The sequence below is a fragment of the Streptomyces sp. NPDC002754 genome, from assembly GCF_053592315.1.
The window spans coordinates 1-20,874 of record NZ_JBSFVM010000007.1 but is presented as its reverse complement, the minus strand read 5'-3'; the positions used below and the strand labels follow the sequence as shown (position 1 = coordinate 20,874).

Annotated in this window: 13 protein-coding genes, 1 tRNA gene and 1 rRNA gene; 3 read left to right on the top strand and 12 right to left on the bottom strand. The window is 68.6% G+C overall.

Annotation, left to right across the window (positions count from 1 at the left end):
- Window positions 1–26: 26 nt before the first annotated feature.
- Complete coding sequence (locus ACWD2L_RS17270) at window positions 27–833, top strand: Fpg/Nei family DNA glycosylase (protein ID WP_351332910.1); 807 nt, start codon at window positions 27–29, stop codon at window positions 831–833.
- Between the two features lie 117 nt (window positions 834–950).
- The gene (locus ACWD2L_RS17265; protein WP_351332907.1) at window positions 951–1,727 is read left to right on the top strand and encodes an SDR family NAD(P)-dependent oxidoreductase; all 777 of its coding nucleotides are present in this window, start codon (window positions 951–953) and stop codon (window positions 1,725–1,727) included.
- A 462-nt stretch (window positions 1,728–2,189) separates the two neighbouring features.
- Here ACWD2L_RS17265 and ACWD2L_RS17260 read toward each other — a convergent pair whose 3' ends face one another.
- The 9 genes from ACWD2L_RS17260 to ACWD2L_RS17220 all read right to left on the bottom strand — a co-directional run bounded on the left by ACWD2L_RS17260 (window position 2,190) and on the right by ACWD2L_RS17220 (window position 16,590).
- Complete coding sequence (locus ACWD2L_RS17260) at window positions 2,190–2,663, bottom strand: Dps family protein (protein ID WP_351332906.1); 474 nt, start codon at window positions 2,661–2,663, stop codon at window positions 2,190–2,192.
- Window positions 2,664–2,840: 177 nt separating this feature from the next.
- Complete coding sequence (locus tag ACWD2L_RS17255; RefSeq protein ID WP_351332903.1) at window positions 2,841–3,221, bottom strand: helix-turn-helix domain-containing protein; 381 nt, start codon at window positions 3,219–3,221, stop codon at window positions 2,841–2,843.
- A 109-nt stretch (window positions 3,222–3,330) separates the two neighbouring features.
- Window positions 3,331–3,900: a CinA family protein gene (locus ACWD2L_RS17250; protein WP_351332901.1), complete on the bottom strand. Its 570-nt coding sequence runs from the start codon at window positions 3,898–3,900 to the stop codon at window positions 3,331–3,333.
- Window positions 3,897–4,577 (bottom strand): CDP-diacylglycerol--glycerol-3-phosphate 3-phosphatidyltransferase, encoded by a 681-nt coding sequence (pgsA, locus tag ACWD2L_RS17245; RefSeq protein ID WP_351332899.1) that lies wholly within the window; start codon window positions 4,575–4,577, stop codon window positions 3,897–3,899. Before pgsA ends, ACWD2L_RS17250 begins: the two co-directional genes overlap by 4 nt.
- Complete coding sequence (gene rimO, locus ACWD2L_RS17240) at window positions 4,574–6,034, bottom strand: 30S ribosomal protein S12 methylthiotransferase RimO (protein ID WP_351332896.1); 1,461 nt, start codon at window positions 6,032–6,034, stop codon at window positions 4,574–4,576. The genes pgsA and rimO overlap by 4 nt, the downstream gene beginning before the upstream one ends.
- A gap of 66 nt (window positions 6,035–6,100) precedes the next feature.
- Window positions 6,101–6,955 carry a helix-turn-helix domain-containing protein gene (locus tag ACWD2L_RS17235; protein WP_351332895.1) on the bottom strand — a complete coding sequence of 285 codons (855 nt, stop codon included), beginning with the start codon at window positions 6,953–6,955 and terminating at the stop codon, window positions 6,101–6,103.
- Window positions 6,956–7,171: 216 nt separating this feature from the next.
- The gene (locus tag ACWD2L_RS17230) at window positions 7,172–9,949 is read right to left on the bottom strand and encodes a DNA translocase FtsK (protein ID WP_351332893.1); all 2,778 of its coding nucleotides are present in this window, start codon (window positions 9,947–9,949) and stop codon (window positions 7,172–7,174) included.
- A gap of 136 nt (window positions 9,950–10,085) precedes the next feature.
- Entirely contained in the window at window positions 10,086–10,766 is a 681-nt protein-coding gene (locus ACWD2L_RS17225; protein ID WP_351332890.1) for a response regulator, read from the bottom strand.
- Between the two features lie 274 nt (window positions 10,767–11,040).
- On the bottom strand, window positions 11,041–16,590 hold the full coding sequence (locus ACWD2L_RS17220) for a HAMP domain-containing protein (protein WP_351332888.1): 5,550 nt from the start codon (window positions 16,588–16,590) through the stop codon (window positions 11,041–11,043).
- Window positions 16,591–16,968: 378 nt separating this feature from the next.
- Between ACWD2L_RS17220 and ACWD2L_RS17215 the strand changes: the two genes are divergently transcribed.
- Complete coding sequence (locus ACWD2L_RS17215) at window positions 16,969–19,590, top strand: SpoIIE family protein phosphatase (RefSeq protein WP_351332886.1); 2,622 nt, start codon at window positions 16,969–16,971, stop codon at window positions 19,588–19,590.
- A 62-nt stretch (window positions 19,591–19,652) separates the two neighbouring features.
- On the opposite strand, the gene ACWD2L_RS17210 is transcribed toward ACWD2L_RS17215, so the two are convergent.
- The 3 genes from ACWD2L_RS17210 to rrf form a co-directional block, all read right to left on the bottom strand.
- Window positions 19,653–19,725, bottom strand: a tRNA-Thr gene (locus tag ACWD2L_RS17210).
- An 84-nt stretch (window positions 19,726–19,809) separates the two neighbouring features.
- Window positions 19,810–20,475, bottom strand: a complete 666-nt coding sequence (locus ACWD2L_RS17205) for a DegT/DnrJ/EryC1/StrS family aminotransferase (protein ID WP_351333077.1) — start codon at window positions 20,473–20,475, stop codon at window positions 19,810–19,812.
- A 119-nt stretch (window positions 20,476–20,594) separates the two neighbouring features.
- Window positions 20,595–20,711 (bottom strand): 5S ribosomal RNA (gene rrf, locus ACWD2L_RS17200).
- Between the last annotated feature and the right edge of the window lie 163 nt (window positions 20,712–20,874).

Here is a 20,874-nt window from a genome sequence, read left to right as displayed (position 1 = left end):
GACTCCGACCCGCCTACCCTGACCCCATGCCCGAAGGAGACACGGTCGCGCAGGCGGCGAAGCGGCTGCACAGCGCCCTCGCGGGCCAGGTGCTCACCCGCTCCGACCTGCGTGTCCCCCGGTACGCCACAGCAGACCTCACCGGGCGCACGGTCCTCGAGGTCACCCCGCGCGGCAAGCATCTGCTGACCCGGATCGAGGGCGGCCTCACCCTGCACTCGCATCTGCGGATGGACGGCTCGTGGAAGGTCTATGCGCCGGGCGAGCGCTGGCGCGGCGGCCCGGCCCACCAGATCCGCGCGATCCTCGGCACCGAGACCCGCACAGCGGTCGGCTACCGGCTCCCGGTCCTGGAACTGCTGCGCACCACCGAGGAGTCCAAGGCCGTCGGCCACCTGGGCCCCGACCTTCTCGGCCCGAACTGGGACCCGGACACCGCGCTGCGCAACCTTTTCGGCGACCCCGCCCGCTCCCTCGGCGAGGCCCTCCTCGACCAGCGGAACCTCGCAGGCATCGGGAACATCTACAAGTCAGAGCTCTGCTTCCTGCTGCGCGTCACCCCGTGGCTCCCGGTCGGTGAGCTGCCCGCCGAGGCCGCCAACCGCCTCCCCCTCCTCGCGAAGAAGCTGCTCGAGGCCAACCGCGACCGCCCCGCCCGTGTCACCACCGGCCGCCCCCGCCCCGATGAACGCCTCTACGTCTACGGCCGCTCCCACCGCCCGTGCCTACGCTGCCGCACCCCCATCCGCACGGCCGACCAGGGCGACGGCTCCCGCGAACGCCCCACGTACTGGTGCCCGCACTGCCAACAGGGCCCGGCCCCCACGGCGTAGCGGACCGCGCACACCGACCTCGCGCACCGACCTCACGCCGCACCGCAATAGGCCCACAAAACACAACCACCGCACGGCAATTGACGACCCGTCAGACAACCTCGTACGGTCCCTTGCATGCCCCTCACTGCGTACGACCTCACCGGACGCACCGCATTCGTCACCGGCGCGGCGAGCGGCATCGGCCGCGCGTCGGCGACGCTCCTCGCGCAGGCGGGAGCCACCGTCCACTGCGCCGACCGCGACGCACAGGGCCTGCACGAGACAGCGGCCCTCATCAAGGAGAGCGGCGGAACGGCCCACACCCACACCCTCGACGTGGCCGACCACTCCCAGATCGCAGAAGCCGTCGCGAGCGCCACCACCACCTCGGGCGGCCTCGACATCATGGCCGCCATCGCCGGGGTCATGCACAACAGCACGGTCCTGGAGACACGCGAAGAGGACCTGGACCGCGTCCTCGCCATCAACTTCAAGGGCGTCCTGTACGCGTGCCAGGAAGCGGCCCGAACCATGATCGCGGCCGGCACCCGCGGCAGCATCGTCACCATGGCCTCAGGGGCGGTCGACACCGGCGGTCCGGGACTGCTCTGCTACGGCGCGGCGAAGGCCGCCGTCGTCCAGCTCACGAAGACGCTGGCCACGGAGATCGGCTCGCACGGCATCCGCGTCAACGCGGTGGCGCCGGGCTGGATCCGAACACCCATGACGACCCGCCACGACGCGAGCGCGCAGGCCCACACCGAGGCCCTGATGGTGCGCATGTCACCGCTCGGCCGGGTCGGCGAGGCGGAGGACATCGCGCACGCGGTGCTGCACCTCGCCTCGGACGCCGCGTCGTTCACGACGGGCCAGATCCTCCGCCCGAACGGGGGCGTCGCCATGCCCTGGTGACCAGCCGCCACACCCCGCCGGCGGCCTCGCGCCCGGCGCGCACGGCCCGCGTCCGCACGCGCCGCGCGCCGTGCCGCCCGGGCGCACCGGCCACGCCGGCCGCCCGCGCCTTCGGCAGCGCGTGCACCGGCAGCAGGCTCAGCCCCCAACCTCCGGCGACGAGCGCCCCTTCGAACAACCCTGAGCCCGGCGCGAAGACGAGCCGCAAGGCGCCCCACCACCACAGCGCCCCGCACACGACGGCCGGCGCCCACCGGAGCATCCACCACCCAGGCCGTGCCACCGACCGCTCACCTCCGCCCGTCGACCTCCGGGACCACGGACCACGACCAATCTGCCCCGCGCTTTCAGCACCACACCCAGAAGCATCCGAAGCACACAGGACACTCAGAGCACGCAGGACACGCGAGGCGGCGGGCCACCGGGACTCTCGACCCCGTTCAGCCCCGGATCAGCCCCGATTCAGCCCCGGTTCTCCGCCTGGAACATCCAGTGATGCTTCTCCAGGTCGGCCGTGATCCCGATGAAGATGTCCTGGCTCACGGGATCCGCCTCGCCGGTCGCGTCCACCCGCGCACGCATCCGCGCGATGACCGCGCCGAGCGCGTCCACGAGCGTCCCCACCGCGTCCGTGTCCTTCACCCAGCCGTCGGGAGCCACTCCCACGCCGCTCGTGTCCGCCACGGTCTTCGCGCGACCGTCCGGCGGGACACCCAGCGTCGAGGCCCGTTCGGCCACCGTGTCGGAGTGCTGCCGCGCGGTGTCCACGACCTCGTCGAGCTGAAGGTGCACAGACCGGAACCGCGGGCCGACCACGTTCCAGTGCACCTGCTTCGCGACAAGGGACAGGTCCACCAGATCCACGAGCGCACCCTGCAGCGCCTCGCCCACGATCTTCAGGTCGCCATCGGGCAGCGGGCTCTTCACGACGTCCATACGTCACCTCCGTATCGAAACCAACATCAACCATGGCACACATGGGTGATTACGGACACATCGAGCCCAACTCTCGCCCACGCAGACCCAGAACGCGCAGCAGAAAGCCCCGGCCGATACCTCTCGGCCGGGGCTTTCCCCATGTTCAAACTGGGCTCAGAGCGCTGAGCGCAGGCGTTACGCCGCTACGACGTCCACAGCCTCCGCAGGCGCCTTGATCGTCACTCGTTCCGGCGGGACGCCGGCCACAGAGACGGAATTGAGCATCGGACGAACCGGTGCGGGCACCGGCTCCGACGGCACCCGTGCCGCCGACTCGGCCAGCTCGGCGAGAGCGAGCTCATCGCTCACCTCGCGCATCAGCTCGGACATCCGTACGTCAAGCGCGTCGCAGATCGCGGAGAGCAGTTCAGAGGAAGCCTCCTTCTGCCCCCGCTCCACCTCGGAGAGATAGCCGAGCGAAACTCGGGCGGACGAGGAGACTTCGCGCAGAGTACGGCCCTGGCGCTGGCGCTGCCGACGCAGCACGTCACCCAGCAGGCGACGGAGCAGAATCATCGGTGGCTCCCTCCTCGGACCGCGTAGCCGCATCCTTCACGCCCCACCGTACCGCCTCGTGCTGCGGCCGTGCGGGGAGCGATGTCGTGTTCACTCAGGGCTGCAAACATCAAAACCCCCCGTTCTGTTCCGTATCCTGTGCCCGCGCTTTCTCCGTACGTTCGCCGGAATGCGCTCCGACCAGCTCTTTGACTAGCAGCCCGAGCACGCTCCGTACACTCTCCATACGGATTTCCGTCCGGCCGCCGTTCAATCGCAGGGCGGCCACTTTGCGGCTACCAGCGAAATCCGCCGCACCTTCGGAATGATCAGCTCCGGGCCCCACCGCGGCCACGTACACGGTCCCGACCGGCTGCCCGTCCTGCGGTTCCGGCCCCGCTACGCCGGTCGTGGCAACGCCCCAGTCCGCGCCCAGCGCGTCCCGCACTCCGGCCGCCATGGCGAGCGCGACCTCGGGGTGCACGGGCCCGTGCGCGGCGAGCAGGTCCGCGTCGACGCAGAGCAGCCGGTGCTTGAGCTCGGTCGCGTACGCCGTGACAGAGCCGCGGAAGGCCTTGGACGCCCCGGGTACCGCCACGAGCTCCGCGGCCACCAGGCCCCCGGTGAGCGACTCCGCGACGGCGAGGGTCTCCTCCCGCTCCGTCAACAGGCGCAGCGCCTCGACCGCCTCGTACGTCACTTCTCGGCAGCCCCCGCGGACGCCCGCGCCGCGGCCTTCGACTCGGCGAGACCCGCGCGCCGCAGCACGACGGCCTGCCTCACGTAGTCGAGCCCGGTCACCACCGTGAGCGCGACGGCGACCGCCATCACCCACCAGCGCAGGCTCGCGAGCGGCCCGGTCAGCGCCAGGATGTACATGCCGACAGCCGTGCCCTGCGCGAGTGTTTTCACCTTGCCGCCGCGGCTGGCCGGAATGACTCCGTAGCGAATGACAATGAAACGCAGCAGCGTGATCCCGAGCTCGCGCCCGAGAATGACGCCGGTCACCCACCACGGAAGATCACCGAGCGACGAGAGACAGATCAGCGCGGCGCCCATGATCGCTTTGTCGGCGATGGGGTCGGCGATCTTTCCGAAATCGGTGACCAAGTTGTACGAACGCGCCAAATGCCCGTCAAAAACATCCGTGATCATGGCAACGGCGAACGCCGCCCACGCCCAGGCCCGCCACGCCGGGTCGTACCCGCCGTCGGTCAGCATGAGCGCCACGAAGCCCGGCACCAGAAGGAGCCGGATCATCGTCAGGATGTTCGCGATGTTCCACAGGCTCACCTGATGGACGGCCGCAGTACCCAGCTTGCCTCCGGACGACGGCCTGCCGGTGCCGCCCGCAGCGGACGCCGGGACTCCGGTCATCTGTCCGCCTCCTCAGCGATCTCCAGCGGCTCGGCCATGAGATCGACACCTTCGGTGCCGACCACCTTTGCCTCGACCATACGGCCGATTGTCAGACCGGCGCCGCTCGTGAGGCGCACCTGCCCGTCGGTCTCGGGCGCCTGGTGGGCACCGCGGCCGACGACACCGTCCTCCTCGTCGACGGACTCGACGAGCACCTGCACGGTCTCGCCCACGCGCTCCTCGGCGCGCTGCGACACCAGCTGCTCGGCGAGCCGGGACAGGCGGGCGAGACGCTGCGCGACAACGTCCTCGTCCAGCTTGTGCTCGTACGTCGCCGCCTCCGTGCCCTCCTCGTCGGAGTAGCCGAAGACGCCGATGGCATCCAGGCGCGCGCCGTTCAGGAAGCGCTCCAGCTCCGCGTAGTCCGCCTCGGTCTCGCCGGGGAAGCCCACGATGAAGTTCGACCGGACACCTGCCTGCGGCGCCTTGGCCCGAATGGTGTCGAGCAGCTCGAGGAACCGGTCCGTGTCACCGAAGCGCCGCATCGCGCGCAGCACACCGGGCGCCGAGTGCTGGAAGGAGAGATCGAAGTACGGGACGACCTTGTCGGTCCCCGTCAGTACGTCGATCAGGCCCGGCCGCATCTCGGCGGGCTGCAGGTAGCTGACCCGCACCCGCTCGATCCCGTCGACCCCGGCCAGCTCGGGCAGCAGCGACTCCAGGAGCCGGATGTCGCCCAGGTCCTTGCCGTACGACGTGTTGTTCTCGGAGACCAGCATGACCTCCTTGACGCCCTGCTCGGCGAGCCAGCGCGTCTCGTTCAGTACGTCGCTGGGGCGGCGCGAGATGAACGAACCACGGAACGACGGAATGGCGCAGAACGAGCAGCGTCGGTCGCACCCGGAGGCCAGCTTCACGGATGCCACAGGGGTGCCGTCGAGCCGGCGACGCAGCGGCGCACGCGGCCCGGACGCGGGCGCCAGGCCGTCGGGAAGGTCCGCCGGAGCGTGCCCCGGCAGCGCGATTCCGGCGCCCGCCTCCTGGCGCTCGGCCGGGCTGATCGGCAGCAGCTTGCGGCGGTCGCGCGGGGCGTGCGCCTCCACGTTGCCCCCGGACAGGATCGTCTGGAGGCGGCCGGAGATGTCCTCGTAGTCGTCGAAACCGAGCACGCCGTCGGCCTCGGGCAGCGCCTCGGCGAGCTCCTTGCCGTAGCGCTCGGCCATGCAGCCGACCGCGACCACCGCCCGCGTTCTGCCATGACCCTTGAGGTCATTGGCTTCGAGGAGGGCGTCGACGGAGTCCTTCTTCGCGGCCTCCACGAAGCCACAGGTGTTCACGACGGCGACATCGGCTGCGTCGGCGTCCTCGACGAGCTCCCAGCCGTCCGCCTCCAAGCGGCCTGCGAGCTCCTCCGAGTCCACCTCGTTACGGGCGCAGCCAAGGGTGACAAGTGCGACGGTACGGCGTTCGGGCATGGAATCAAGACTACTTCGTCCCACTGACAGCCCTCGCCGCGAGGGGTTACCGCCGGATCTCCGGGCTCAGCCGACCTCGGGGTCGCCCTTCGTGTACGACAGCCGCTCGACCTGCCCGGACCTGAACTCGTCCTCGATCTGTTTGCCGTTTACATACAGCTTGATCGCGCCCGCGTCACCGAGGACGAGGTCGATCTTCTGGTTGTCCTGGAAGGTCTTCGTCTGGCCGTCCTGCAGCAGCCCGTCGAACATGGTCCGCCCGTTGTGGTCCTTGGCGGAGATCCAGCTTCGCCCCTCCGACGCGTTCACCTTGACGGTGACCTTGTCGGCGGGGGCCGCGGCGATCGCGCTGTCGGTCGGATCCGGCTTCGGGTCGACGGGCTTCTTGGTGCTGGGACTCGGCTTCTTGGCCGTGGGCTTGCCGGTCGCCGGGGTGGAGCCCTCGGCGGCCTGCTGCTGCCCGCCGTCGCTGTCACCACCGCTGAAGGCGGTGTAGCCGACGAAGGCGATGACCGCGACGATCGCCGCGACCATGGCGGCCGTCCAGTTGGGCCTGCGCGGCTCGGAGCGGATCCGCTCGGTCTCGAACAGCGGCGTGGCCGGCGTCGGCGCGGGGCGTCCGCCGTGCTCGTCGCCGTACTGCTCGAGCAGCGGCTCGGGGTCGAGGCCCACGGCACGCGCGAGCGTGCGGATGTGGCCCCGTGCGTAGACGTCGCCACCGCAGCGCGAGAAATCGTCCTGCTCGATGGCTTGCACGATGGGGATGCGCACCCGGGTGGACTGGCTGACCTCGTCGACGGACAGACCCGCGTCGATGCGTGCCTGCTCAAGGGCACGACCGATCGACGGCCGGTCGTCGTCCGCGTGCTGGGTGCGGTCTTCCGAAGGGCGGTCGTCTTCAGGGGAGTTGCCGATGGACACGGGGGCGCCTTTCGAGCGTGTAGCCACCTGCTGGAGGTTCAGTGTAGGGGGGGTGTGAATGGGTGAGGCAACCGGGCGGTCGGACTTTGTACGCCATCGGAATGGCCCGCCATCCCGCTGGCGACGTACGCGGCTGCCTCCTCCTCAACTTGACGTAACCGACGAGGAAACGGTTGCTCCGATACCCGTACGGGTGACGTCGTTCGAGGGGTCACCTTAGGGTTGAGCCTCCCCGCGGATCACCGCGAGCACTCCCTCCAGCTCATCTGCTTTCACAAGAACGTCACGAGCCTTCGAACCTTCACTGGGTCCGACGATGCTTCGCGACTCCATCAAGTCCATGAGCCGACCGGCCTTCGCGAAGCCCACGCGCAGCTTGCGCTGCAGCATGGAGGTCGAGCCGAACTGCGTGGAGACAACCAGTTCGGTTGCCGCGCACAGCAGGTCCAGGTCGTCGCCGATGTCCTCGTCGATCTGCTTCTTCTGCTTGGTGCCCACCGTGACGTCGTCCCGGAAGACGGGCGCCATCTGGTCCTTGCAGTGCTGCACGATGGCGCCGATCTCGTCCTCTATGACGAAAGCGCCCTGCATACGGGTCGGCTTGTTCGCCCCCATGGGGAGGAACAGGCCGTCGCCCTTGCCGATGAGCTTCTCGGCGCCCGGCTGGTCGAGGATGACCCGGCTGTCGGCGAGCGAGGAAGTGGCGAAGGCGAGCCGGGAGGGCACGTTCGCCTTGATGAGACCGGTGACGACGTCGACCGACGGCCGCTGCGTGGCGAGGACCAGGTGGATACCGGCCGCGCGCGCGAGTTGTGTGATCCGGACGATGGAGTCCTCGACGTCCCTCGGCGCGACCATCATCAGGTCGGCGAGCTCATCGACAATCACCAGCAGGTACGGATACGCCTTCAGCTCCCGCTCACTGCCCTCGGGCGTGGTGAGCTTGCCGTCCTTGACCGCCTTGTTGAAGTCGTCGATGTGCCGGTAGCCGAAGGCCGCGAGGTCGTCGTAGCGCAGATCCATCTCCCGCACGACCCACTGAAGTGCCTCGGCGGCCTTCTTGGGGTTGGTGATGATCGGCGTGATCAGGTGCGGGATCCCCTCGTACGCGGTCAGCTCCACGCGCTTGGGGTCGACAAGGACCATCCGGACGTCCTCGGGTGTCGCCCGCATCATGATCGAGGTGATCAGACAGTTGATGCACGACGACTTACCGGAACCGGTGGCGCCGGCGACCAGGATGTGCGGCATCTTGGCCATGTTGGCCATGACGTAGCCGCCTTCGACGTCCTTGCCGAGCGCGACCAGCATGGGGTGCTCGTCCTCGGCCGCGTCCGCGAGACGCAGCACGTCGCCGACGTTGACCATCTCGCGGTCCGTGTTCGGGATCTCGATGCCGACCGCGGACTTGCCGGGGATCGGCGAGATGATCCGGACGTCCGGGGACGCGACGGCGTAGGCGATGTTCTTCGCCAGGGCCGTGATCTTCTCGACCTTCACGGCGGGGCCGAGCTCGATCTCGTACCGCGTGACCGTGGGGCCGCGCGTGAAGCCCGTGACGCCCGCGTCGACCTTGAACTCGGTGAAGACGGTCTGCAGCGATTCGACGACGGCGTCGTTGGCGGCGCTGCGCGACTTGCCGGGGCCACCGCGCGTGAGCAGGTCAAGGGAGGGCAGCGCGTACGTGATGTCGCCGGCGAGCTGGAGTTGCTCGGCGCGCGGCGGCAGGTCCCCCCTCGCGTCGGGCGCGGACTTGGTGAGGTCCGGCACGCCGAGGGACGTGGGGGTCGGCTCAGGCTCCTTCTGAGCGCCTGCCGGGGTCTTCTTGACTCTGGCCCCCGGGACGGGTGCCGAGCGGCCATCTGTGGACGTCTCACCGCTGTTCTCGCCGCCGCTCTCGCCGGAGACGCCCTGCGTGAGGTCCGCGACGAGCGGCGACGGCGGCATGCCGTGCAGCACGGCCCCGTCGAGCGCGGCGGCGGCCGCTGCGGCCACGTCGACCGCGTCCATCGGCCGCTCCATCGCGGGCTGCACGGACCGCCGCGACTTGCGCCGCTTGGCGAACGCCTCCTCCTCGGCCCGATCCGGGTCGTACGACTCCGGGGCAGGGGCGCCGGGGCGCTTGCGCGAGCGCACGGGCGCGGCCTCGCGCCAATCGTCGTCGTACTCGTCCGGGACGCCCTCGGCGAAGGCCGCGTCCTCGTGCACGACGCCGAGCTTCACGCCGAGCTGGCGCAGGCGCTGCGGAATGGCGTTGACGGGCGTCGCGGTCACCACGAGCAGCCCGAACACCGTCAGCAGAACGAGCAGCGGGACCGCGAGCACCTGGGTCATCGTGAAGCTCAGCGGTGTCGCGGCGGCCCAGCCGATGAGTCCGCCCGCGTCCCTTATGGCGCGCATGCCGTCCCCGCGCGCGGGTGAGCCGCACGCGATGTGGACCTGTCCGAGCACGCCGATGACGAGTGCGGAGAGGCCGATCACGATCCGCCCGTTGGCCTCGGGCTTCTCGGGGTGCCGGATGAAGCGCACGGCGATGACCCCGAGCAGGATCGGCACCAGCAGGTCGAGGCGCCCGAACGCGCCGGTCACCAGCATGTCGACCAGGTCACCGACCGGGCCCTGCAGATTGGACCAGGTGCCGGCCGCACAGATCAGCCCGATCCCGAGCAGCAGCAGCGCGAGCCCGTCCTTGCGGTGTGCCGGGTCGAGCCCCTTCGCACCACGCCCTATCCCGCGGAACATGGCCCCCACACTGTGCGCGACGCCGAGCCACAGGGCTCGTACGAGCTTGTACAGGCCCCCGGTCGGATTGGGTGCCGCCTTGGGGGCGGGCTTCTTCCCCACGGCCTTCTTGGCGGGTGCCCTCTTGGGCGCCGGCTTGGCCGCGGCCTTCTTCGCGGGGGCTTTTCTGGCAGCGGCCTTCTTCGCCGGAGCCTTGGTCGGCGCCGCCGTCTTCTTCGCGGGCGACTTCTTGGCTGCGGGACGTGAGGCCATAGGTGTGAGGTTACCGGGGGAGCCGACCTTGGACACGTGTGCCCACTGCTTCACCCGATCGTGTCGCGAACTGACGGGGCGAAAACTGACGTGCCCTCAAAGCCCGAGCGCCGCCCCCGATTCCGGGGCGGCCGCCTCAGTTCTGGGACGGCAGTGAGGGCGCTCCGCTGCCCGCCCCGGGCTCCAGGGCGTCGAGCGCCCTGCGCAGTCCGGTGAGCTTGCGCTCCAGGTGTGCCGCCGTGGCCACCGCCGCGGCGTCCGCGGACTCGTCGTCCAACTGCTTCGACAGCGCCTCGGCCTGCTCCTCGACCGCGGCGAGCCGCGCCGACAGCTCGGCGAGCAGCCCGGCGGGCTCCTTGGCGTCCCCGATGGCCTTGCCGCCGCCCTCCAGCTGGAGCCGCAGCAGCGCCGCCTGCTCCCGGAGCTGGCAGTTCTTCATGTACAGCTCGACGAACACCGAGACCTTGGCGCGCAGCACCCAGGGGTCGAACGGTTTGGAGATGTAGTCGACCGCTCCTGCCGCGTAGCCACGGAACGTGTGATGCGGTCCGTGGTTGATCGCGGTCAGGAAGATGATCGGGATGTCCCGTGTCCGCTCGCGCCGCTTGATGTGCGCAGCGGTTTCGAAACCGTCCATTCCTGGCATCTGAACGTCCAACAGAATGACCGCGAAATCGTCCGTGAGCAGCGCCTTCAGCGCTTCCTCCCCGGACGATGCCCGTACCAGTGTCTGATCGAGCGCGGAGAGGATGGCCTCCAGCGCCAGCAGATTCTCCGGCCGGTCATCGACCAGGAGGATCTTGGCCTTCTGCACCATGGCCCGCCCTCCTCGCCCCGGCATGGGGCCGCCCCTGTCCGCAGGACTCGGGGAGGCTCCTTTCGCCGCCCCAGGGAACGACTCCCTTGCGTCGCCCGTCCTTGTGCCGGTCATGGTAGCCGCACCCCGCCTGTCGCCACACCCTGTCACCGCGATGTCACCGTGCACGTAGCAGAAACGCGGTGGGAGACCAGAAGGTTCCCCGAATCCCGCGCCTCTACACGACTTCGACCACACTCAGTCAGCAACTCATCTTGAACATTTCGGATTCCTGTCACTCACCATGCATCCACCGCTCCATCACAGAGAGCAGATGGTCCGGATCGACCGGCTTCGTAACGTAGTCGGAAGCACCCGACTCGATCGCCTTCTCCCGGTCGCCCTTCATCGCCTTCGCGGTGAGCGCGATGATCGGCAGCCCGGCGAACTGCGGCATCCTACGGATCGCCGTCGTCGTCGCGTAGCCGTCCATCTCCGGCATCATGATGTCCATCAGCACAACTGTCACATCGTCGTGCTGTTCGAGGACTTCGATGCCCTCCCGCCCGTTCTCCGCGTACAGGACCGAGAGGCCCTGCTGTTCCAGGACGCTGGTGAGCGCGAACACGTTACGGATGTCGTCGTCGACGATGAGCACCTTCTCGCCGCCGAACAGCAGCCCGCGCCGCGGCGTGGGCGAGCTCTTCTCGGCCGCACCCGTCGCACCCGCCATGCCGCCGTCCCAGTGCTCCTCCGCGCGCTCCTGAGCGGGCATCGGCTGGCTCTGCGGCGACCCCTGGAGCGTCGTCCGCTCGGGCTGCGTCGGGGTCGACCTGCGGCGGCGCCGGAAGAGCGCCGCGGGCCCGTTCTGGGTGTCCTGGTAGGACCTCACCTCGGACGGGGTCACCACCTCCGCGGGCTCGGGCGCCGCGTCGAGGGCGAGCCGCTCCCCCGGTTCGATGGTCGGCGCGAGCTGCGCGTACCCCTGGGGCGGCAGTTCGCTCGGGTGCATCGGCAGGTACAGCGTGAAGGTCGAGCCGCGTCCGGGCTCGCTCTGCGCGTGGATCTCGCCGCCCAGGAGGCGGGCAATCTCCCGGCTGATGGACAGACCGAGGCCCGTACCGCCGTACTTGCGGCTCGTCGTGCCGTCGGCCTGCTTGAACGCCTCGAAGATGACGCGCATCTTGCTGGCCGCGATGCCGATTCCGGTGTCGGTCACCGAGAAGGCGATCACGTCCCCGTCGACCTCGGTCAACGAGCCCGCTTCCAGGAGCTGTTCACGGATCGCGTTCGGTACGTCGGCGCCGGCCGGCCTGATGACCAGCTCGACGGCACCGGAGTCGGTGAACTTCACCGCGTTGGAGAGCAGGTTGCGCAGCACCTGAAGGAGCCGCTGTTCGTCGGTGTGCAACGTAGTGGGCAGTTCCGGCGACACCCTTACGGAGAAGTCGAGTTGCTTCTCCGCCGTCAGCGGCCGGAACGTGGCCTCTACGTAGTCGACAAGCTGCACCAGGGCGATGCGCGTCGGAGAGACGTCCATCTTGCCCGCCTCGACCTTCGACAGGTCCAGGATGTCGTTGATCAGCTGGAGCAGGTCGGAACCCGCTCCATGGATCGTCTCGGCGAACTCGACCTGCTTCGGGGTGAGGTTCGTGTCGGCGTTGTCGGCCAGCAACTTGGCAAGGATGAGCAGCGAGTTGAGCGGCGTGCGCAGCTCGTGCGACATGTTGGCGAGGAACTCGCTCTTGTAGCGCATCGAGACGGCGAGCTGCTCGGCGCGCTCCTCCAGGACCTGCCGCGCGTCCTCGATCTCGGTGTTCTTCACCTCGATGTCACGGTTCTGCTGGGCGAGCAGTTCGGCCTTCTCCTCCAGCTCGGCGTTGGACGCCTGGAGGGCCTTCTGCCGGTTCTCCAACTCGGCGGAACGCTCACGGAGTTGCTCGGTCAGTTCCTGCGACTGCCGCAGCAGGACCTCCGTCTTCGTGTTGACGGAGATCGTGTTGACGCTCGTCGCGATCATCTCGGCGATCTGCCCGAGGAAGTCCTTCTGGATCTGCGTGAACGGCGTGAACGACGCCAGCTCGATCACACCGAGCACCGTGTCCTCGAACAGCACGGGGATCACGATGACCTGTGCCGGCGGCGCCTCGCCGAGCCCGGAGGCGATCTTCAGGTAGCCACTGGGCGCGTTGTCCACAAGGATCGTGCGCCGCTCCTGCGCGGCCGTCCCGATGAGCGTCTCGCCGGGCCGGAACGCCGTCGGCATGGAGCCCATGGAGTAGCCGTAGCTCCCGCACATGCGCAGCTCGTACGCGTCCTCGTCCGCGATCGCCACGTCGGCGCTGTCGTCCAGCGGCAGCGCCAGGAAGAACGCGCCGTGCTGCGCCGACACCACCGGCGTCAGCTCGCTCATGATGAGCCCCGCCACGTCGTCGAGGTCGCGACGGCCCTGCATCAGACCCGAGATACGGGCCAGGTTGCCCTTGAGCCAGTCCTGCTCCTCGTTGGCGATCGTGGTGTCGCGCAGGTTCGAGATCATCTTGTTGATGTTGTCCTGCAGGACCTGGATCTCGCCCGCGGCATCGACGTCGATCTTGAGGTTGAGGTCGCCGCGGGTCACCGCGGTGGCGACGGCCGCGATGGCGCGCACCTGACGGGTCAGGTTCCCGGCCATCTCGTTCACCGACTCGGTCAGGTCGCGCCACGTGCCGTCCACGTCGCGCACCCGCGCCTGGCCGCCCAACTGACCCTCGGTGCCCACCTCACGGGCCACCCGGGTCACCTGCTCCGCGAACGACGACAGCTGGTCCACCATCGTGTTGATCGTGGTCTTCAGCTCGAGGATCTCGCCGCGCGCGTCGATGTCGATCTTCTTGGTCAGGTCGCCCTTGGCGATGGCGGTCGTGACCATCGCGATGTTGCGCACCTGTCCGGTCAGGTTCGAGGCCATGCCGTTCACGGATTCGGTCAGGTCCTTCCACGTACCGGACACTCCGGGTACGCGGGCCTGGCCGCCGAGGATGCCGTCCGTGCCCACCTCGCGGGCCACCTTGGTGACCTGGTCGGCGAACGAACTCAGGGTCCGTACCATCGTGTTGAACGTGTCGGCGAGCTGCGCGACCTCGCCGCGCGCCTCGATGGTGACCTGCCGGGTCAGGTCGCCGTTGGCCACCGCGTTGGCGACCTGGGAGATGTTGCGCACCTGCATGGTCAGGTTGTTGGCCATCAGGTTGACGTTGTCGCTCAGGTCCTTCCAGATGCCGGTGATGCCCGGCACCCGGGCCTGGCCGCCCAGCTGCCCCTCGGTGCCCACCTCACGGGCCACCCGCGTCACCTGCTCCGCGAACGCCGAGAGCTGGTCCACCATCGTGTTCACCGTGGTGACGAGTTCGAGGATCTCGCCCTTGGCGTCGACGGTGATCTTCTTGGAGAGGTCGCCTCGCGCCACGGCCGTCGTGACCTCGGCGATGTTGCGCACCTGAAGCGTCAGGTTGTTGGCCATGCCGTTCACGGACTGCGTCAGGTCCTTCCACGTACCCGACACACCCTGCACCTCGGCCTGTCCGCCGAGGATGCCGTCCGTACCCACCTCGCGGGCCACCCGCGTCACCTGCTCGGCGAAGGCCGACAGCTGGTCCACCATCGTGTTGAGGGTGTTCTTCAGCTCCAGGATCTCGCCGCGCGCGTCCACGTCGATCTTCTGCGACAGATCACCCCGCGCCACCGCCGTGGCCACCTGGGCGATGTTGCGCACCTGCGCCGTGAGGTTGCCGGCCATGCCGTTCACGGAATCCGTCAGGTCGCGCCACACGCCTGCGACGCCGGGCACCTGGGCCTGGCCGCCCAGGCGGCCTTCCGTGCCCACCTCGCGGGCCACGCGGGTCACCTGGTCGGCGAAGGCGGAGAGCTGGTCGACCATCGTGTTGATGGTGTTCTTCAGCTCCAGGATCTCGCCGCGGGCATCCACGTCGATCTTCTGCGACAGATCACCCCGCGCCACCGCGGTCGTGACCTGAGCGATCTGCCGTACCTGTGAAGTCAGGTTTCCGGCCATGAAGTTGACGGAATCGGTCAGTTCCTTCCACGTGCCGCTCACGCCGTCCACGCGGGCCTGACCGCCGAGTCGGCCCTCCGTGCCCACGTCACGCGCCATCCGCGTCACCTGGTCGGCGAAGCTCGACAGCTGGTCCACCATCGTGTTCACGGTGTTCTTCAGCTGAAGCATCTCGCCGGAGACGTCGACGGTGACCTTCTGCGACAGGTCACCGTTCGCCACCGCCGTCGTCACCTGGGCGATGTTGCGCACCTGTCCGGTGAGGTTCCGGAACGCCGTGTTGACGGAGTCGGTCAGGTCCTTCCACGTCCCGGCTGCTCCCGGCACGAGAGCCTGACCGCCGAGCTCACCCTCGACACCGATCTCCCGGGCCACACGCGTCACTTCGGAACCGAAGGCGGACAGCTGGTCCACCATCGTGTTCACGGTGTTCTTCAGCTCGAGCATCTCGCCCGCGACGTCGACGGTGACCTTCTGCGACAGATCGCCGTTGGCCACCGCCGTCGTGACGGTGGCGATGTCCCGCACCTGAGTTGTGAGGTTTCGGAAAACCGTGTTCACCGAATCGGTGAGGTCCTTCCACGTGCCGGCGGCTCCCGGCACGTTGGCCTGACCGCCGAGCTGCCCCTCGGCGCCGACCTCGTTCGCCACACGCGTGACCTCGTCCGCGAAAGTTCGCAGGGTCTCCGTCATCTGGTTGATGGTCTCGGCCAGCTGGGCGACCTCGCCGCGCGCCGACACCGTGACCTTCTGCGACAGGTCACCATTGGCCACGGCCGTGGTGACCTGAGCGATTCCACGCACCTGCGCGGTCAGGTTGCCGGCCATGAGGTTCACCGAATCGGTGAGGTCCTTCCACACTCCGGCCACACCGGGCACCTGCGCCTGGCCGCCGAGCTCACCCTCCGTACCCACTTCGCGGGCCACACGCGTGACCTCGGAGGAGAACGACGACAGTTGGTCCACCATCGTGTTCACGGTGTTCTTCAGCTCGAGCATCTCGCCCGCGACGTGAACCGTGACCTTTCGAGACAAGTCACCCTTGGCCACCGCGGTGGTGACGAGAGCAATGTCACGTACCTGCGCGGTCAGCCGGTACGCCATGGTGTTGACGGAATCCGTGAGATCCTTCCACGAACCGGACATTCCACGTACGCGCGCCTGCCCGCCGAGCTTGCCCTCGGTACCCACCTCGCTGGCCACGCGCGTGACCTCGTCGGTGAACGTGGAGAGCTGATCGACGAGATTGTTGACCGTCCGGCCGACCTTCAGGAACTCGCCGCGCAGCGGATGCCCGTGCGCCTCCGGCTTCCCTTCCGGCACCTGGGCCCGCAGCTCCATACGGGGCGACAGATCGCCGTCCGCGACCGCCGAGAGCACCCTCCCGACCTCTGAGACGGGCCGTACGAGGTCGTCCACGAGCGCGTTGGACGCATTGATCGCGGTGGCCCAGGAACCCTCACAGGCGCCCGTCTCGAGCCGCTCGGTGAGCTTGCCCTCGCGGCCCACCATGCGGCGCACCCGCGAGATCTCACCCGTCAGGTGCAGATTTCGGTCGGCCACCTCGTTGAAGACGGCCGCGATCTCCGACATCACTCCGTCGCCGCTGACGGTCAGGCGCTTGCGGGCGTTGCCGTCTCTCATCGCGACAAGGCCTGCGAGCAGCCTGTTCAGCGCCGCGGTATCCACCGTCGTCGTTCCGCCGCCACCGCGCGTTTTGCGCTGTTTTGCCAGGGACTGTCCGTCTTCTGCGCGCGTCTTTTTGCTCCGCGTCGCTGCGCCAGACTCCACTGTGTCCCTCCCGCAGGGGTCGACCTGTACTGCTCGGGTAGCTCGGGTTTCTCGGATTCGCTTCTACCGCCGCATCGACAGTTCAATGCGTTCTTCTATGGAAGCTTGCCCAGTGTTTCACCATGGCTGAACCAGGCCATAACAGTTCGGCAGCTTCGCACACCGTCCGCACACCCTCCGGGCGGAAAGACAGACGACCGGCATCCGCATGGACGGCGAAGGTAAGTAACCTTGGCAGCGGCTGTCCACCCACCCCGGTCTGCCCGGCCTGGGCGGTGGCGAAAAACGAGCGGGCATCGGAGGGGCGGCCGAGACATGGGTACGGGAGACCTGGGCCTCGACACTCGGACAACGAGTACAACTCGTACAGGGAGTTCTGTGATCACCGCGCGCGCGGCTGCCACTTTCGAACCGGTCGGGCGATCCGTCGCGACCGCCCGCTCCTTCGTGCGCGACACCCTCCAAGGGTGGGGCCATGCCGACATCATCGACGACGCCGTCGTCCTGACCAGCGAACTCGTGACAAATGCCGTAGTTCACGCGGGCACATCCGCGGAGGTTCTGTGCCTGCGAAGTGAGGATCACGTCCGCATCGAGGTCTCCGACCGCTATCCGGAGCGCGAGATTCCGATTCAGTCGTCCGGCATGAACATGGGCAGCCCCGACCGCGAGGGCGGCCGCGGCCTCCAGCTCTGCGCCGCGCTCGCCGGCCGCTGGGGCGTCGACTATTCGGCCATGCACAAGCGGGTCTGGTTCCAACTCGACCTGCCCGAGCGCTCGGTGGGCACCCGCGCCGCAGGCCCCAACCTCCCCATCGACCTCCTCCCGCTCGCGGACGAGCGGGTCCGCGTGGCCGTCGTCCAGATCGACCGGGTCGGCGCGATCACCGGGTGGAACGAGGACGCGGAGGAGCTCTTCGGGTACGCGGCCGAGCAGGTCACCGGCAAGCCCCTCACGGACTTCGCGGCATGGCCGCACACGCCCGGCACCAGCACCGGCATCGTCGAGGCGCTGCAGCTCTCGCGCTGGGAGGGCAGTTACGGCATCCGCACCGCCAATGGCCGTGTGACGCCCGTGTACGCCTCGCACCTGCGTGTCCGCGACACCGACGGCGAGCCGTCGACCGTGTGCCTCCTGGTACGCGATCACGAGCGGGCCATCCTCCAGACCCCGCTGCGCCTCCCCTCGCCCGACCCCGCGACGCACTCGGACAGCCAGGGCTCCGACCCGTTCGAGGTCTTCATCGGCTCGCCGGCCCCCGACGACCTCGACGGGCTGCTCCAGCGCACCGTCGAGCGCGCCCGCGACATGCTCGACGGCGACTCCGCGTTCCTCCTGCTCGCCACGGACGACGAGACGGAGCTGGAGGTCCGCGCGTCGACGGGCCTGCCCTCCGCACGGCAGCGCTTCGCGCGCGTGCCCGTGGAAGTCGGCCCCAACCGCTACGGCTCGGCCCGGATGCCCGCCGTGCACGAGGACCTGACCCAAGTGCCAGGCGCCGTCCCGCTCCTGAACGGCACGGGCATGCGCTCGGTCGTCACGGTGCCCCTCAAGGTAGAAGGCCGGCTTACGGGCTCCCTAGGAGTGGCGGCGGAATCCCCCGACCGCTACTCCAACGAAGAAGCACTGCGCCTACAGTTCGCCGCCGACCGCATCGCGCTGGCCGTCGAATCGGCCCGCCTCGGCGAACTCGAAAAGCTCCGCCGCGGCTCGCTCAGCTTCCTCGTCGAAGCCTCCGACCTCCTGGCGGGAACGCTCGACAGGGACCAAACCCTGGCGCTCATGGCCCAGATGACGGTTCCAACCCTCGCCACGTGGTGCGCCGTCTACACGATCGCCGATCAGGCCTCGGAGCCGTACCTCTCCTATGTGCTGCACGAGGACGAGGAGCGTATCGACGGCTTGAAGGCACTCCTTTCGAAGATCGCCCCGCCGGACCCGGTCCCGACTCCCGGCGCCCGCGTCTGGGCGGCCCCCGCGGAAGCCGCCCACCAGGCGGCTCTGCGTACGTCCATGAGGAGCCTGGGGCTCGGCGAACCGGCCAGCGTCAGCTCCGGCATCGGCACGACGCTCCAGACGGCCTCAGCGGTCGGCGGCGAGACCGTCGTGCTCCCCCTGGTGGCCCGCAACCGCGTCATCGGCATGCTGACCCTCGGCAAGCCGACGGACGAACACTTCCGCCAGGAAATCCTGGAGCTGGCCGAGGACTTGAGCCGCAGGGCGGCCCTCGCCCTCGACAACGCGCGCCTCTACTCGGAGCGCATGGCGATCAGCCAGTCCCTCCAGCGCAGCCTCCTGCCCCCGGAGTTGCCCGACGTCCCCGGTGTCGAGGTGGAGGTCATCTACCGCGCGGCCGGCGAGGGCAACGAGGTGGGCGGCGACTTCTACGACCTGTTCCCCATCCGGGACGGCGCGTACGGCTTCGCCATCGGCGACGTCTGTGGCACGGGCCCGGAGGCTGCGGCCGTCACCGGCCTGGCCCGCCACGCCCTGCGCCTGCTCGCTCGCGAGGGCTTCGGCGGCCCCGCGGTCCTGGAGCGCCTCAACGCGGCGATCCTCGACGAGGGCGCCCGCAGCCGTTTCCTGACCCTGCTCTACGGGGAGTTGTGGCCGCAGGAGGACGGCTCGGCGATCCTGAAGATGGTCTGCGCCGGCCACCCGCTCCCGCTGCGCCTGCGCCAGGACGGTTCCGTCGCACCGTACGCGGAGCCCCAGCCGCTGCTCGGCGTCATGGACGACCTGGAGCTGTACGAGCAGACGCTGACGCTCGACCCGGGCGACGTGCTGCTCTGCGTCACGGACGGCATCACCGAGCGCCGTGAGGGCAGCCGCATGCTCGGCGACGACGGCCTGGCGGATGTCCTCTCCACCTGTACGGGCCTCACGGCAGGGGCCGTTGCCGCACGCATCATGCGCGCGGTGGAGCGCTTCGCCGCTGACGCTCCGTCGGACGACATGGCGATCCTCGCGATGCGCGTGCCCGGCCTGCACCACGACTGAGCCCGCCGGGACGGGACAGCAAAAAAGGCCTCCGCCCAATGGGCGGAGGCCTTGAACGAACGAGCCCCCAAGCGGAATCGAACCGCTGACCTTCTCCTTACCATGGAGACGCTCTACCGACTGAGCTATAGGGGCCTGTCGCTTTCGCGGTTTCCCGCTCGGCAACGGAACAAAGCTTACCTGATGTTGGACCCCCTACGGACCACCGAGTAGTGCGTCCTAGAAGGCCGGTTGCAGTAGTCCGCCCAATGCGTTGCAGGCATGTACGACCCGTTGCAACTGCCGCCGCGACATTGCCGCTTCGATCGGCAGAGCAAGCGTCTCGTCGGCGGCCAGCTCGGTTTCCGGAAGTGCGATGTCGCATCGCAATCCGGGCAGTCGGTGCACCGGCGTCTTCACCGGCACCCGGCACTCGACGCCCTTCCCACGCAACACCCGCGCGAAAGCATCCCGATCCGGCCGCCCATTACCGGGCACCCGCACCACGTACTGCTGATAGGTGTGCCCTTCCTCCCCCACAGGGGTCCGTACGCCGGTGAGCCTCGCACTCAAATAGGCGGCGTGGACGCGGCGTTGAGCCACCTCGTCGTACGACTTCTCGGACTCGCCCGGCTCTTCCAGGACCAGCAGTCCATGCCGCCGGCCCAGCTCCCGCAGACCAGCAAGATCCGCCCGGTGCCCAAAACGGTGTACGGCGACAACCGCCGCGGTGCGTGCGCTCACGCCGGCGGCAACGTGGGAGGGATCGATGCAGTACGTCTCCGGGTGAATGTCGGCGAAGACCGGCACGGCTCCCGCCCGCACGACGCCCTCTGCGACCTCGGCGTTCCCGAAGGCCGGCACGATGACTTCGTCCCCGGTACCGACACCTGCGGCTCGCAGCATTTCAACTGTGCCCATGACAGGGATCGTGCCCAGGCGACGTGAACGACGGGTGAAGCGCAACAAAAAAGAGCTGGTCCCCGAACCAAAAGGTTCGGGGACCAGCTCTTTCTCTAAAATTAGTTCGGCGGCGTCCTACTCTCCCACAGGGTCCCCCCTGCAGTACCATCGGCGCTGTGAGGCTTAGCTTCCGGGTTCGGAATGTAACCGGGCGTTTCCCTCACGCTATGACCACCGAAACACTATGAAACTGTCAACCGCACCGTAGTCGTGGCCCGACATACGGGGTTGTTCGTGGTTTCAGAACCAACACAGTGGACGCGAGCAACTGAGGACAAGCCCTCGGCCTATTAGTACCAGTCACCTCCACACCTTGCGGTGCTTCCAGATCTGGCCTATCAA